The organism is Yersinia artesiana, assembly GCF_902726545.1.
Taxonomy (GTDB): domain Bacteria; phylum Pseudomonadota; class Gammaproteobacteria; order Enterobacterales; family Enterobacteriaceae; genus Yersinia; species Yersinia artesiana.
The window spans coordinates 83,310-98,695 of sequence record NZ_CACVAD010000014.1 but is presented as its reverse complement, the minus strand read 5'-3'; the positions used below and the strand labels follow the sequence as shown (position 1 = coordinate 98,695).

Sequence of the window (15,386 nt, the reverse complement as noted above, 5' to 3'; positions counted from 1 at the left end):
CTTGTTTATCAGCAATCTTATTGTTACTTCCTTATTTCACTGCTTATATCACCGCCATTATCAGAGACAATTACTTATTAGAGATGGAAATATAAAATGCATGCATATCAATAAGTTAATTAAAATCATTTTTTTTACATTAATGATTTTCATCAACAAATCGGTGAAAAACTCGATTTCTACTAGATTCGCAAGCCGGGTTAAAATATATTGCCCCCGAGAGAGTGAGGGATAAAAAATAAATTGTTTATTTATTGCTCAGTAAAAAAGGAGCATTTTTCATTGTGCTTATTGATGGATTATAAACATTCACATAACAATAAGTTGTAAATTCGCAACAAGTCATGAAAGTCGAGTTTATTGAGCATTTGGGAGCATGATCACGGTAGTTTTCACTACAAATCGCTATCTTGCCGCCAGCAAAAACTACTGTTCTTTACTGAACAACAAAAATATCCGATAAAGTGAATTCACCCTCTTAGTATCGGTTAAATTTTGCACTTTAACGTTTAGGTATAAATCACAACCACGACACCAAAGTAATAACCAGGGCACCAATTTTAAACAAATCGTTTTGACTGAATTTTTCACCTGATAACGTCGCTAAATAAGCATTACAGGTACTTAACTTTCGGCTCTTAATTTTAAATTAACGTGTTCACATTGGAGATTTTTCATGGACACTACTCAAACGGGCACTATTGCCTCCTCGGGAAAAATTTCATCAAGCACATGGCGTAAAAGTGACACCATGTGGATGTTAGGTCTGTACGGTACTGCAATCGGCGCAGGTGTATTGTTCCTGCCAATCAATGCGGGTATCGGCGGCCTTCTGCCTCTTATCGTTATGGCTATTATTGCGTTCCCGATGACCTTTTATGCACACCGTGGCCTGTGCCGTTTTGTGCTGTCAGGTAAGAATCCGGGAGAAGATATCACTGAAGTGGTTGAAGAGCATTTTGGTAAAGGCGCAGGTAAACTGATTACCCTGCTTTACTTCTTCGCTATCTATCCAATTTTGTTGGTTTACAGTGTGGCGATTACCAACACCGTAGACAGCTTTATTACTCACCAGATGCATCTGCCATCTCCACCACGAGCTATCCTGTCGCTGATCCTTATCATCGGCTTGATGACTATCGTGCGTTTTGGTGAACATGCCATTGTGAAAGCAATGAGTATTCTGGTATTCCCATTTGTTGCGGTATTGATGCTGCTAGCTGTTTACCTGATCCCTAACTGGTCAGGTGCTATCTTCGAACACGTTTCCATGGATGGCAATGGTACTGGTAGTGGTCTGTGGATGACTCTGTGGCTGGTGATTCCGGTGATGGTGTTCTCATTCAACCACTCCCCAATCATCTCTGCCTTTGCGGTAGCAAAACGTGAAGAATATGGTGTTGATGCTGAGAAAAAATGCTCGCGTATTTTAGCTTTCGCGCACATCATGATGGTTGTTACCGTGATGTTCTTCGTCTTCAGCTGCGTGCTGAGCCTGTCCCCTGCGGATCTGGCAGAAGCGAAAAGCCAGAATATCTCCATTCTGTCTTACCTGGCTAACCACTTTAATACCCCAATGATTGCCTACATGGCACCGGTTATTGCCTTTATCGCTATCACTAAATCTTTCCTGGGCCACTATCTGGGCGCACGTGAAGGCTTCAATGGCATGATGATCAAATCTCTGCGCAGCAAAGGCAAAGAGATCAATCATGACAAACTGAACCGCATTACTGCACTGTTCATGCTGGTTACCACCTGGATCGTAGCAACCATGAACCCAAGTATTCTGGGCATGATCGAAACTCTGGGTGGCCCAATCATCGCGATGTTACTGTTCCTGATGCCAATGTACGCCATCCACAAAGTTCCGGCGATGCGTAAATACAGCGGCAAAATCAGTAACGTATTCGTGGTCATCATGGGTCTTATTGCTATCTCAGCAATCTTGTTCAGCCTGTTCGGTAAATGATGTTGACGCTGGCTAACCTCCACGGCCAGCTCATTAGCATCAACGGATAATCGTTTCAAAAGCCGGTGCGTCCGCGCCGGCTCTTTCTCCCACGGCAATATATACCCTAAATAATTCGAGTTGCAGGAAAGCAGCTAACGCACATGCAACTGAAGTATGACGGGTGTGAGCATTTTAATAATTAACGCCTTTACATGAAGGAGGCGAATAATATGGTCAGCGTTTTTGACATTTTCAAGATTGGTATTGGTCCTTCCAGCTCTCACACCGTCGGCCCGATGAAGGCTGGCAAGCTGTTTACCGATGATTTAATCGCACTGGGGCATCTTTCTGCCATCACCCGAGTCACTGTTGATGTTTACGGTTCTTTGTCTCTAACCGGCAAAGGCCACCATACCGATATCGCCATCATTATGGGGCTGGCGGGGAATTTGCCTGATACTGTCGATATTGATGCTATCCCCGGTTTTATCCATGACGTAGCCGCACGGGAACGTTTGCTGCTGGCGAATGGTAGCCATGAAGTCGATTTTCTGGCAAAGGGTGGGATGAATTTCCATGAAACCAACTTGCCGCTGCATGAAAATGGCATGTCCATCAGCGCACATGCGGGTGATGAATGTATTTTCAGCAAAACTTATTACTCCATCGGCGGCGGATTTATTGTCGATGAAGCTCAGTTTAATCAACAGGATAGCCATGCGGTTTCAGTGCCCTATCCGTTCAATTCTGCGCGTGACTTACAAAAGCACTGTAAAGATACCGGTTTGTCTTTATCGGGTTTAGTGATGCAAAATGAGTTGGCTTTGCACAGTAAAGCCGAGATAAATGCCCACTTTGCGGCGATTTGGGATGTGATGCGTTCTGGCATTGAGCGCGGCATTAATACCGAAGGCTTGTTGCCCGGCCCGATGAAAGTTCCGCGTCGCGCTGCTGCATTGCGCCGTATGCTGGTGACTACCGATAAGCATAATGCAGATCCGATGATGGTTGTCGATTGGATCAATATGTATGCCCTGGCCGTCAATGAAGAAAACGCTGCGGGTGGCCGCGTGGTCACGGCACCAACCAACGGGGCTTGCGGTATCATCCCGGCGGTACTGGCTTACTATGACAAATTCATTCGCCCAGTAAATGAGAACTCCTATAGTCGCTATTTCCTCGTGGCAGGTGTTATTGGTGCGCTGTATAAAATGAACGCATCTATTTCCGGTGCTGAAGTGGGTTGCCAGGGGGAAGTAGGTGTAGCTTGTTCAATGGCCGCAGCCGGTCTGGCGGAGTTGATGGGCGGTAGCCCTGCTCAGGTTTGTATCGCGGCTGAAATCGCCATGGAGCATAATCTGGGGCTGACTTGTGATCCGGTAGCCGGCCAGGTTCAGGTGCCATGCATTGAGCGTAACGCCATTTCTGCGGTGCAAGCGGTCAACTCGGCGCGTATGGCATTGCGTCGTACCAGCGAGCCAAGTGTCTGTCTGGATAAAGTCATCGAAACGATGTACGAAACCGGCAAAGATATGAACTCAAAATATCGCGAAACCTCCCGTGGTGGTCTGGCAATCAAGATTGTTGCCTGTAACTGAGTTTTCTCAGTAATCAGATGATCAAAGGGCTACGGTGAAGTAGCCCTTTTGAGATCAATGGCAAAGCGCTATTTATAACTTAGTGAGTGAAGGGTTGACCGCACCTCGGGGCACTCCGACGGCTCACGCCGTTACGACCCCAGCGGCACGTTTCCCCTTCATTTGACTTTGTTAACCATCTGAATAGCTACTGCGTGCCCCCTTAGATTAGCTAAATAACTGGCTGATTTTCATCATTAAAAAGTCCCAGATGCGGCTGAAGAACCCGCCTTCTTTGACTTCGTTTAATACCACTAATGGCCGCTGATCAATAGTTTGTCCATTCAGTTGAAAATCAATAGTCCCGACCACCTGATGCTTCGCCAGCGGAGCACGTAACTCAGTCTCATTTAACTTATAACTGGCTTTCAAATTCTTCATTTGCCCTTTCGGGATAGTAATAGCAGCATCCTCTGCCACACCCAGTTCAGCTTGCCCTGTATCACCAAACCACACTTTTTGTGTCACAAAAGGCTTGGTGGCCTTAATCGGCACCACCGTTTCATAGAATCGGAACCCCCAAGTCAGCAGCTTCTCACTTTCACTGAAACGAACTCTGTCACTGGGTGCGCCTAGCACAACAGAGATCAAACGCATCGGCCCGTCGGTAGCAGAAGCCACCAGATTATGCCCCGCGCCAGCGGTAAAGCCGGTTTTCATGCCATCCACATTGAGATTAGTGCTCCATAACAATCGGTTACGGTTAATCTGGCGGATTTTATTAAAGGTAAATTCTTTCTCTTTATGCAACGCATATTCATCTGGAACATCACGGATCAGCGCCTGCCCCAATACGGCCATATCACGCGCGGTACTGTACTGCCCTGGAGCGTCAAGGCCATGTACCGTCATGAAGTTAGTGTTATTAAGGCCGAGCGCTTTGGCATAATTATTCATCAAGCCAACAAAACTGTCCTGACTGCCAGCAATATAATCCGCCAACGCGATGCTGGCATCATTGCCAGACTGGATCACGATGCCTTTATTCAAGTCGGACAATTTCACTTGATCGCCCGGTTTCAAAAACATCAATGAGGAGCCGCGCAGTGCCGGGTTACCGGTGGCCCAGGCATCTTTACCCACGGTCACTAAATCATCCGGATGCACTTTACCGGCTTTAATTGCCTGCCCAATCACATAGCTGGACATGATTTTTGTCAGGCTGGCCGGGTCAAGGCGTTGGTCACTGTTCCCTTCTGCCAGCACTTTTCCACTGTTGTAATCCATCAATACATAGGCTTTGGCGTCTATCGCAGGAGCCGCAGGAGAATCAGCCGCGTGGGCATAAGGCAGTGCCAAGAGCAATAAACCAGCACTGAAAGTCAGCTTTTTTAGCTTAAACGGGGAAATAAATTTCATCATGAGGTCGCCAGAGTATCCTTGCAAATAATCGGAAATAAGTGGTATTCCCAGAAAAAACCACTGTCCAATTAGCGAAAAAGTAACGTTTTTTCACTGGTACTGAAATATTAGCTTAGCCACAAATTAGTACCTTTCTAAATTTATCCCATTGCCGCACCAATTGGGCATAGTTTTACATTTTGTTTTGTAAAGAGACGGTTTTCACACCGCATTGATGGCTATACGGCTAACCATCTGCCTGTCTGAACGTCCTTACACCTAAGCACCTAAACGTCTAAAAAACCACAAATATATTACTAAAAGGAATAAGTGTGGGTTATTTGTTCTTTTTAGTGCCTAAGCCGCTGGCGCTACTATCCAGTTGTAGATAGTTAACCGAACTCATTCAGTTAACTCAATTTTTACTGGAGTCAATAATGGCTATCCCACGCTCGGTGCTTGATCTTATCGGCCACACCCCCCTATTGGAACTGACCCGCTTTGATACCGGCCCGTGCCAATTATTTGTGAAATTGGAAAACCAAAACCCTGGGGGTTCGATTAAAGACCGTGTTGCACTCTCCATGATTGAACAGGCAGAAAGTGACGGTCTGCTGCAACCCGGCGGCACTATTATTGAAGCCACCGCAGGGAATACCGGCCTTGGGTTGGCGCTGGTTGCCGCACTCAAAGGCTATAAGCTGATACTGGTGGTACCGGATAAAATGAGCCAGGAGAAGATTTTCCATCTGCGCGCATTGGGCGCGCACGTGCTGCTAACCCGCTCTGATGTGGGTAAAGGCCATCCGGCTTATTATCAGGACTATGCTCTGCGGTTAGCACAGGAAACACCGGGTTCTTTCTATATTGATCAGTTCAATAATCCGGCCAACCCTGCTGCTCATCGCACCTCAACCGGCCCGGAACTGTGGCAGCAGATGGGCGAACAAATCGATGCCATCGTAGTGGGTGTGGGTTCCAGCGGCACTCTGAGTGGGCTGAGTGACTATTTCTCCGACGTTTCACCAACAACTGAATTTGTGCTGGCTGATCCAGCGGGTTCCATTTTGGCGGATTTCGTTGATAGTGACCGCATTGGTGATGCAGGTAGTTGGCTGGTAGAAGGGATTGGCGAGGACTTTATCCCGCCGCTGAGTAACTTCTCGCAAGTGAAAAAATCCTACAGCATTGATGATGCTGAAGCTTTCAGCACCGCGCGCACCCTGTTACGCGAAGAAGGTGTATTGGCTGGTTCCTCAACCGGCACCTTGCTGGCCGCCGCATTGCGCTATTGCCGTGAACAAACTACCACCAAGCGAGTAGTGACCTTTGTCTGCGACAGCGGCAATAAATATCTGTCCAAAATGTTCAATGACTACTGGTTACTGGAACAGGGGCTACTGAGCAAACCTCAACTGGGCGATTTGCGTGATTACATCACTTATAGCCATGAGGATGGTGCGACTATTTCTGTCTCGCCAGCAGATACCTTAGCCGTCGCTCATGCCCGCATGCGCCTGTACGACATCTCCCAATTACCGGTATTAGACGGCGAAAAGGTGGTTGGATTAATCGACGAATGGGACTTGCTGAACGCGGTGCAAGCCGATGCTTCTCATTTCAAACAGCCTGTCAGCAGCGCGATGACTCGTCAGGTCAAGACCTTACAAAAAGAGGCCGATTACCGCTCTTTACTGGCGACCTTTAATGATGGTCATGTGGCGGTGGTGCTGGATGGCGAGCGATTCCTCGGCCTGATTACCCGTACCGATGTTTTGAATACCTGGCGTCAAAAGCTGGCTTAATCTTCTCTTATTAAGGATTTTTATCATGGCAAAGTTCGATACCCTAACCGTCCATGCCGGTTATACCCCAGACAGCACCGGTGCAGTGATGCCCGCAATTTACGCGACATCCACTTTCGCACAACCGGCCCCCGGCGAACACACCGGGTATGAATATTCCCGCAGTGGTAACCCGACACGCACCGCGCTGGAAAAAGCGATTGCAGAATTGGAAGGCGGCATTCGTGGTTATGCTTTTGCTTCTGGCTTAGCCGCCTGTTCAACCGTTCTGGAACTGCTGGATCAAGGTAGCCATATCATTGCTGTGGATGATTTATACGGCGGAACCTACCGTCTGCTGGAGAAAGTACGCAGTCGCACTGCCGGTTTGCGCGTCACTTATGTCTCACCTGCGGATACCGCTGCCTTGGAACAGGCCATTTTACCTGACACCAAAATGATCTGGGTGGAGACACCCACTAACCCATTGTTAAAATTGGCGGATCTGGCGGCGATTGCTGCGATTGCCAAGAAACATCAATTAATTAGTGTGGCAGACAACACCTTTGCCTCTCCTTATATTCAGCGCCCACTGGATTTAGGATTTGATATTGTGGTGCATTCAGCCACCAAATACCTGAATGGTCACTCAGATGTCGTCGCGGGTGTCGCGGCGGTCGGCAATCACCCCGAACTGGCCGAACAATTAGGCTTTTTACACAATGCAGTCGGCGGGATTTTAGACCCGTTCAGTAGCTTCCTGACATTGCGCGGTTTACGAACTTTGGCTCTGCGTATGGCGCGGCATAATGATAGCGCCCAGCGCATTGCCGAATGGCTTGAACAGCAGCCGCAAGTGGAAAATGTCTATTATCCGGGGCTAAAAAGCCACCCGCAACACGCGCTGGCAGCCAAACAGATGGCCGGTTTTGGCGGCATGATTTCAGTGCGATTGAAAGGCGATGATGAGTTCGCCCGCGCTGTTATTAAACGCTCACATTTGTTTACGCTGGCCGAAAGCCTCGGTGGGGTTGAAAGCTTAATCAGCCAGCCCTACAGCATGACTCATGCCTCAATCCCACTGGAAACGCGCTTAAAACATGGCATTACTCCACAACTATTGCGTTTATCCGTGGGGATTGAAGATACCGAAGACTTGATTACAGACTTAGCCCAAGCGCTGAACGGCTAAGGTTGAATCAGACGAGAAAGGTAGGAATGGAGATCATTCCTACCTAACTATGCAGATATAGCTTAGCGCCGATGAGCCAATGACCTAACCCACCGATCACCCAGACTTTGTACTCCCTGCACCAAAATAACCAAAATAACCAAGGTGGCGACCATCACTTCATTATTAAATCGCTGATAACCATAGCGAATAGCTAAATCGCCCAAACCACCGCCGCCAATAACACCGGCCATGGAAGAGAAACCCACCAGCATCACCACGGTTAAGGTAACCCCAGCTAACAAAGCTGGTAAGGCTTCTGGTAATAGCACTTTTTGGACTACATGCCGCGCGGAACCGCCCATTGATAAAATGGCCTCAATACGCCCCTTATCAACTTCATCCAGCGCCGCTTCGACAACGCGGGCAAAAAACGGAATCGCCCCAAGGGTAATAGGTACAATGGCGGCTGTGCTACCTAATGTGGTGCCGATAATCCAACGGGTGATGGGAATAAGCGCAATCAGCAATACCACAAATGGCATTGAGCGCCCCAGATTCACAATTGCGCCGACCAATGTATTCACGCGGGGAGCAGGTAGCACCCCATTCGGGCGCGAAACAAATAATAAGACACCCAGTGGCAGGCCAATCAATATCGTGAAAAAGGTGGCGATCACCACCATATAGATGGTTTCACCGGTCGCATTGGCGACCAATTCCAGCAGATCCTGCCAACTCATGCCACTGTTCATATCAATTCTGCCCTCACACCGCGCTCATTGAGAAATTGTAAGACTTCAGCTAAATTCAACCCGCCGTCTGGGTGGCTGAAATCAACTTGTAAACGCCCCACCCGTTGACCACCAATGGATTCGACGCCGCCGCCGAGCAGAGTGACGCCGACTGCATGACGTTGCGCCAATTCACTGAGTACCGGCGAAGCCGAGACGGTATCAAAGAAAGTCAGCTCCGCCACCGGCGCGCCGGAGAGTGATGCCGGGCCGCGTGCAGGCAGCAATGCGCGCCCCAGACGGGAGTTTGGTGAAGAGAGTAAATCGGCTATCGCGCCGGTTTCGACCACCCGCCCACGCTCCAGTAACGCTGCAGTATCACAGATGGATTTCACCACATCCAATTCATGGGTAATCAGCACTATGGTTAACCCCAGTTGGCGATTAATATCACTGAGCAGCGCCAATATCGAGGCGGTGGTTTCAGGGTCTAACGCACTGGTGGCTTCATCAGATAACAAATAGGACGGCTTGGCTGCCAGTGCTCTGGCAATACCGACCCGCTGCTTTTGCCCCCCGGATAGCTGCGAGGGAAAAGCATGGGCTTTATCGCCCAATCCGACTAAATCCAATAGCTCCGCCACGCGCGTTTGGCGTTGTGCTTTCGGCATTCCAATAATTTCTAACCCAACGGCAATGTTGTCCCATACATTACGTGAATGGAGTAAGTGGAAATTCTGGAAGATCATGCCGATATTCTGCCGTTGCAGACGTAATTCCCGATCAGAAAGTGTGGTTAACTCGCGGCCATCCACTTGAATACGGCCCGAAGTGGGCCGTTCCAGTAAATTCAGGCAGCGGATTAAGGTACTTTTACCTGCCCCGCTGCGGCCAATAATGCCGAACACCGAGCCGGTCGGGATCTCCAGTGAGACCTCCTCCAGGGCCACCATTGGCAGCCCCCCTTGTGTGTAGGTTTTACTCAGGCGTTCGATGCTAATCATGATTTGATGCCTGCCACTGGGATAACAGAACCGGCATATTTTTCAGTGATAAACTTCGCTACCTCCGGTGACTGCAAATCTTTCGCCAACTGTTTGATACGTTGGTCATTTTCCAGCGCAGGTGTGGTTACCAGAATATTGGCATAAGGGTTGCCGGCAGCCTTCTCCAGCCCCAAGGCATCTTTGGCCGGGTTCAAACCCGCCTCCAGTGCATAGTTACCATTGATCACTGCCAAATCAACATCATCCAGAGAGCGAGGGATCTGCGGTGATTCAATTTCGAGAATTTTCAGATGTTTGGGATTGCTGGCAATATCCTTCGGTGTGGCCTGGTTTTTCGCCGGATCAGTAAAACCCGGTTTTAAGGTGATCAATCCCTGATCTTGTAATAAATAGAGCGCACGGCTGAGGTTAGTGACGTTATTCGGTACGGCAACCGTGCCCTTATCTGGCACATCAGCAAAGGTTTTATGTTTATGAGAATAAACACCCAAGGGTTCAATATGCACCGTGGCAGCAACGGCAAACTTCTGCCCCAGCGCTTGCTCCTGCGAGTGCAAATAAGGGACATGCTGGAAGTAGTTAGCGTCCACATCGCCATGGGCTAACAGCTCATTCGAGTTAACGCCATTGGGGATTTCAATGACTTTTAGGTTCAACGACGGGTCTAGCTTTTGCACGAATTGCAGAATTTCTGCATGAGGAACCGGATCGGCCGCCACCCGCAAGGCCTCAGCGGCCTGGGCCGATAAAGTAAAAGTAGAGGTCAGTGCAGTCAATACTGCGGCGCGAACCAAGCCAGAAATACGTGTTTTAGTCATAATAATTACCCCAAAAATAAGTTTTTATAATTTAATATCAATTGGTTGTGATAGTTTCTACTGATGGAGCGACCACTTCTGGATAAAATTTCGCTGCTACATCCGGGTGAGAGCGCAAACGCCCTTTGAGATAATTAAACCCCACATCACGGAACAGTGGATTATCGGGGTCGCTCGCCGGGCCACGGGCCTCAGCGGCCAGTTCTGCGGTTAATGGATACAACGGAACCACTGCATCCAGACGGGCGCCGAGGAAAAAGGCAATGGATAAGCGGTCAGTCCCTGCCGGTGGGGTTTCGACCCGATGTACCGTGGCACGCAAATAACCATTACTCGCCAACTCCAGCAGTTCACCGATATTGACCACAAAGGTATCTGGCCGTGGCACCGCATCAATCCAGCGCCCCTCTTCCACTTCAACCTGCAAACCGCGTTGCTGGTCTTGCAATAAGAAGCTGAGGAAACCTGAGTCTTTATGCGCGCCGACGCCCTGCCCGCTTTGTGTGGTTTCTCGCCCCGGATAGCGGATCAGTTTGATATGTTCGTTGGGCTTATCGCCATACAACTCATCGAAGGAGTTTTCATCCAGATTCAATGACAAAGCAAAGGCGCGCAGTAGACGCAATGCCATACCCGTCATTTCGCGCTGCCATTGCAATAAGGTGGGTTTTAATTCGGGCAGCGTTTCAGGCCACTGGTTGGGGCCTTGCAATCGCGCCCAACTTGGCGTGCCGGGGGTTTGGGGTAATGGTATACGCTCAGCACCGATATCAAATTGTTCACGCCAATCTGGCTGACCGCGCGTGAGTTCAGAGGCCGCGCGGTTGTAGCCACGAAAATGCGGTGAGCGCACCATCGCAACCGCCAGTTTCTCTTCATCAGGCAGAGCAAAGAATTCACGTGATAAGGTTTGGATTTGCTGTAATAACGCGGGGTCAATACCATGTCCGGTCAGATAAAAGAAACCAATATCTCGCGCGGCATGGCGTAAAGCGTCTAAGAATGTCTGACGTTCAGTTTCACTGCCATTGAGCAATGAAAGATCCAATAAAGGTAATGTATTTGCATTAACCGGCGATTGACTGCTTAAGTGTTGGTGACTCATTTTTCACTCCAGAATGTTCAGTGGGCTGCTTTTTTTGCTCAGAACCAATGAAAACTGGACAACCATACAAACGAATAATCAGCATATTTAGCTCCTGAGCTATGGGGTGAAAGTAGGCAGACGACAACACTCTCTCTTTGGCTTGAGCGGCAAACCAATATGGTTTTTAACCATAAAAAGCAGTTTTAAGAGCGTTCTCGACTAGATACTTAACAATTTATATCTAAACGATATAAATAATTAACACCGAAACTCAGCGGCACACCAATATCAATCCGTTCTATGTTATTTCTTTCATTATTTTGTCTTATTTGGCCGCTACGCTGATTTGCTTTGCTATTTGGGTGGAAAGTATTAGGTTAACTATTGATAGCCGTTATTCCGGTGAGGAATTGCCAATGTCCAGCACCCACATGGTTAAGTTTCACTTCACCCGCTTTATCTACCCGGAGGTGGCTTAATGGATTTGGCTCTGTTTGATCTCGATGAAACGCTGATCAGTGATGACAGCTCAGGCCTGTGGCTACGCTGGCTGGTTGATCAAGGGCTTGCCCCTCAGGAACTGGCTGAGCAAGAGCAGTATTTAATGAAGCAGTATTATCAGGGGAGCCTGTCGATGTCTTGTTATATGGAGTCGACCTTATCTCCGCTGATCGGCAAACACACCGTGGAAGTTGCCGGTTGGGTTGAGCGTTTTATTGAGCGCGACATTTTACCCCGCGTGTATCCACAAGCCAGAAAGCTCATGAACTGGCACCGTAATCGTGGTGATTACATCGTGATTATCTCAGCCACCGGCGAGCATTTAGTTACGCCGATTGCACAACAACTCTCAGCCAATGCAGCATTATCTATCGGCGTAGAAGTAGAAAATAGCCGCTATACCGGCAAGACTTATGGCACGCTGACTTACCGCGAAGGGAAAGTTGAGCGGCTAAAACAGTGGCTCAGCGAGTCATCCCAGTTAGATTTCCAGCGCAGCTATGGTTACAGTGATTCTATCAATGACAAACCATTATTGGAGTATGTTGATCGTGCTGCGGTGATCAATCCGGGTACTGAATTGGTGGATTTGGCGATTCTACATGACTGGGATATCCATCATTGGCAACGGCGTTAAACAAGACGGGAGTTTGATATGCTGACGGTCTGGGGTCGGAATAATTCGACCAATGTCAAAAAAGTGCTGTGGTGTCTGGAAGAGTTGGGTATCGGTTATGAGCGCATCGATGTGGGCGGGCAATATGGCAAATTGAACGAGCCATTATATCGCTCACTCAACCCCAATGGTCTGATCCCGTGCCTGCAAGATGGCGATTTTATTCTGTGGGAATCTAACACTATTGTGCGCTATCTCGCGGCACAATATGGCGATAATGCACTTTATCTGCCGGAGGCAAAGCCGCGGGCGGCAGCTGAAAAATGGATGGATTGGGCGACATCCAGTGTGGTGGAGCCGTTTAAAGCGGTGTTTATCGGGCTGGTGCGTACTGCGCCGGAGTTACAGGATAAAGCCAAAATTGCTCACGGTATTGATCAACTGAATGTATTAATGGCAATTGCAGATGAAGCTCTGAGCAAACAAACTTATCTTTCTGGCGATAAATTCGGTATCGGCGATATTCCATTAGGTTGTCTGGCTTATGCCTGGTTCAATCTATCCATTGAGCGCCCGGAATTACCGCACTTACAGCGCTGGTACCAAAGCCTGACTCATAGAACCGCCTTCCAGAAAGTGATTGCTATTGGTTTAAGTTAATTAAACAGGGGGAGCAGAACAGATCCCCCTGCGGCTTCAAGTGCGAAGGAGATTAGAAATCGTAGCTGGCGCCCACCATATAACGGCGACCATCCAGAACTTTATCGTTCACTTCGATATCCACTCGCTTATCCAGTAGGTTATAGATACCGCCCATCAGACGAAGCTCTTTTGTTAAGTGATAGTTCGCGCCTAAGTCCACAAACGTATAAGACGGTGTGGTGGTGCCCATACTGGTGCGATTAAGATACTCGGAGGTTTTGCCACGGTAGTTGGCGCGAATCCAGGTTGCCAGATCTTCAGTGGCTTGCCAGTTCAATGTGCCGTTCAACATGTGCTTTGGCATCTGATTCAATGGCTGACCGGAGAACTGACCACTTTTTTGCTCGGATTGAGTAAACGTATAGTTAGAGGTCAGTGACCAATCTTTGCTGATATCCCAACCAAACGTTGCTTCCACACCGCGCGTCATGGCTTTATCTACGTTGGTGCGGTCACTGATAAACTTATAGCTGTTGCCATTAATCATGCACTGGCCGGATGCATTACCGGTAGTATCGGTGCAGCGGCGAACCTCGGTAATTTTATCTTTAAAATCAGTATTAAATAGCGTCACACCCGCATTCATACCTTCCTGGTTATCCCAGAGAATGCCGATTTCCTCACTAATACTTCTTTCCGGTTTCAAACTGGAATTACCGACAATAATTGCCGGATCACCTTTCCCGCCAGTGATTTGGCCCCAATTATCTGTCGCCTGACGTAAATCAGGTGAGCGATAACCACCGGACACTCCACCTTTTAATGTCCATTGCTCGGACAAATGCCAAACACCGTATAAACGCGGCGTCCAGTGAGTTCCATAGTTTTCATCCTGATCCATACGGATGCCGCCGGTCAACGCGAAATCATTGGTCATTTGCCATTCATCTTCAGCAAACAATGCCCAACTCCAACGCGTCAGTTTGGTCAGATCACTGGCCGAGGCTAACTGGTTACCTTCATCATATAACTCTTCATAACGATATTGGCCGCCAAGAATTAACGTATGGCTATCAAACAGGAAAGAAGTTTGGCTATTAAAGATATTATCGACACTTTTCATTTCACGCGATGGATTACGGGTTTCATCGCGCTGAACATAACTGGTGGAATTGCCGAAATCATAATAACCGTGATGGGTAATCGCATAATTATTGCGGTCATATTGCACATCACTGCTTTTACCGTTTAACGCCACTGAACGCCCTGCGGTGGTATTTCTATCTTGCACATAATGGCCAATATCAAAATCAAATTCGTTTTTATCATCCGGTGTGAGTGTAAATGTAGCCGCGCCGTTTCTGAGGCGCTGCTCATTATAACCATCGATAATTTTATCTTCGCTACGATGAGAAAGCAGACCGCTGACTTTTAATCCCAATAAGCCATCAATTAATGGGCCAGAGGCATAGGCGTTGGTTTGATAAATATCACCAGAGTTGGAGTCTTCCTGCAAAGTCGCATCAGCACGCACGGTGCCGTGCCACTCTTTGCCCACTTTACGGGTAATAACGTTAATTACCCCGCCCATGGCATCCGAACCATATAAAGATGACATTGGGCCACGCACCACTTCAATGCGCTCGATGGCCGCCAATGGGGGTAACCAGCCCTGTTCGATCCCTGATCCATCGCTATTTGGCCGCGTACCACGGGTATCAACCCGTTTGCCATCGACCAGAATCAAGGTATATTTCGCCGACATTCCGCGAATACTGATATCACTGTGACTCCCGCCGCCGGTAACAACCACACCCGGTACATCTTTCAGCGCATCAGTAATATCGGTATAGGCTTTATCCTCGATTTGTTCGCGGGTCACCACAGAAATAGACGCCGCCGAATCTTGAATACGTTGTTGGAAGCCAGATGCCGTTACCACCATCGTATCTGTTGCCGTGGTTTCAGCAGCAGATGCCTGAGATGAGATAATTGTCGCTATTACCAATGCCGCAGCATTAGATTTCCTAAAGGCCTTAGCCATTACACGTTCTCCATGAGGTATAAATTTATTCAGTTCCTTTTCCATCAGGT

12 protein-coding genes are annotated in these 15,386 nt (G+C 48.3%); 6 read left to right on the top strand and 6 right to left on the bottom strand.

Going from position 1 to position 15,386, the window contains the following annotated elements; genetic code table 11:
- Nucleotides 1-676: 676 nt before the first annotated feature.
- Nucleotides 677-1,972 carry an HAAAP family serine/threonine permease gene (locus tag HU019_RS06725; RefSeq protein WP_174847030.1) on the top strand — a complete coding sequence of 432 codons (1,296 nt, stop codon included), beginning with the start codon at nt 677-679 and terminating at the stop codon, nt 1,970-1,972.
- Nucleotides 1,973-2,184: 212 nt separating this feature from the next.
- Entirely contained in the window at nt 2,185-3,552 is a 1,368-nt protein-coding gene (locus HU019_RS06720) for an L-serine ammonia-lyase (protein WP_174847029.1), read from the top strand.
- 207 nt (nt 3,553-3,759) lie between these two features.
- Here the strand turns inward: HU019_RS06720 and HU019_RS06715 are convergent, their stop codons facing one another.
- Nucleotides 3,760-4,953 (bottom strand): serine hydrolase, encoded by a 1,194-nt coding sequence (locus tag HU019_RS06715; RefSeq protein ID WP_174847028.1) that lies wholly within the window; start codon nt 4,951-4,953, stop codon nt 3,760-3,762.
- 416 nt (nt 4,954-5,369) lie between these two features.
- Between HU019_RS06715 and HU019_RS06710 the strand changes: the two genes are divergently transcribed.
- Both HU019_RS06710 and HU019_RS06705 read left to right on the top strand, forming a co-directional pair.
- Nucleotides 5,370-6,737 carry a pyridoxal-phosphate dependent enzyme gene (locus HU019_RS06710; RefSeq protein ID WP_174847027.1) on the top strand — a complete coding sequence of 456 codons (1,368 nt, stop codon included), beginning with the start codon at nt 5,370-5,372 and terminating at the stop codon, nt 6,735-6,737.
- Between the two features lie 25 nt (nt 6,738-6,762).
- Nucleotides 6,763-7,908, top strand: a complete 1,146-nt coding sequence (locus HU019_RS06705; protein WP_174847026.1) for a trans-sulfuration enzyme family protein — start codon at nt 6,763-6,765, stop codon at nt 7,906-7,908.
- 62 nt (nt 7,909-7,970) lie between these two features.
- On the opposite strand, the gene HU019_RS06700 is transcribed toward HU019_RS06705, so the two are convergent.
- The 4 genes from HU019_RS06700 to HU019_RS06685 are packed head-to-tail and all read right to left on the bottom strand — an operon-like array spanning nt 7,971 to nt 11,551.
- Nucleotides 7,971-8,642 (bottom strand): methionine ABC transporter permease, encoded by a 672-nt coding sequence (locus HU019_RS06700; protein ID WP_019079923.1) that lies wholly within the window; start codon nt 8,640-8,642, stop codon nt 7,971-7,973.
- Nucleotides 8,639-9,625, bottom strand: coding sequence for a methionine ABC transporter ATP-binding protein (locus tag HU019_RS06695; RefSeq protein WP_174847025.1), 987 nt, complete (start codon nt 9,623-9,625; stop codon nt 8,639-8,641). The genes HU019_RS06700 and HU019_RS06695 overlap by 4 nt, the downstream gene beginning before the upstream one ends.
- Nucleotides 9,622-10,446, bottom strand: coding sequence for a MetQ/NlpA family ABC transporter substrate-binding protein (locus HU019_RS06690; RefSeq protein WP_174847024.1), 825 nt, complete (start codon nt 10,444-10,446; stop codon nt 9,622-9,624). The genes HU019_RS06695 and HU019_RS06690 overlap by 4 nt, the downstream gene beginning before the upstream one ends.
- Before the next feature lie 37 nt (nt 10,447-10,483).
- A complete protein-coding gene (locus HU019_RS06685) occupies nt 10,484-11,551 on the bottom strand; it encodes an isopenicillin N synthase family dioxygenase (RefSeq protein ID WP_174847023.1) in 1,068 nt (355 codons plus the stop codon).
- 460 nt (nt 11,552-12,011) lie between these two features.
- Between HU019_RS06685 and HU019_RS06680 the strand changes: the two genes are divergently transcribed.
- On the top strand, nt 12,012-12,671 hold the full coding sequence (locus HU019_RS06680; protein ID WP_174847022.1) for an HAD family hydrolase: 660 nt from the start codon (nt 12,012-12,014) through the stop codon (nt 12,669-12,671).
- Nucleotides 12,672-12,689: 18 nt separating this feature from the next.
- Complete coding sequence (locus HU019_RS06675; protein WP_174847021.1) at nt 12,690-13,310, top strand: glutathione S-transferase; 621 nt, start codon at nt 12,690-12,692, stop codon at nt 13,308-13,310.
- Nucleotides 13,311-13,362: 52 nt separating this feature from the next.
- Here HU019_RS06675 and yuiR read toward each other — a convergent pair whose 3' ends face one another.
- Complete coding sequence (gene yuiR / locus HU019_RS06670; protein ID WP_174847020.1) at nt 13,363-15,336, bottom strand: colicin FY TonB-dependent receptor YuiR; 1,974 nt, start codon at nt 15,334-15,336, stop codon at nt 13,363-13,365.
- Nucleotides 15,337-15,386: the final 50 nt, after the last annotated feature.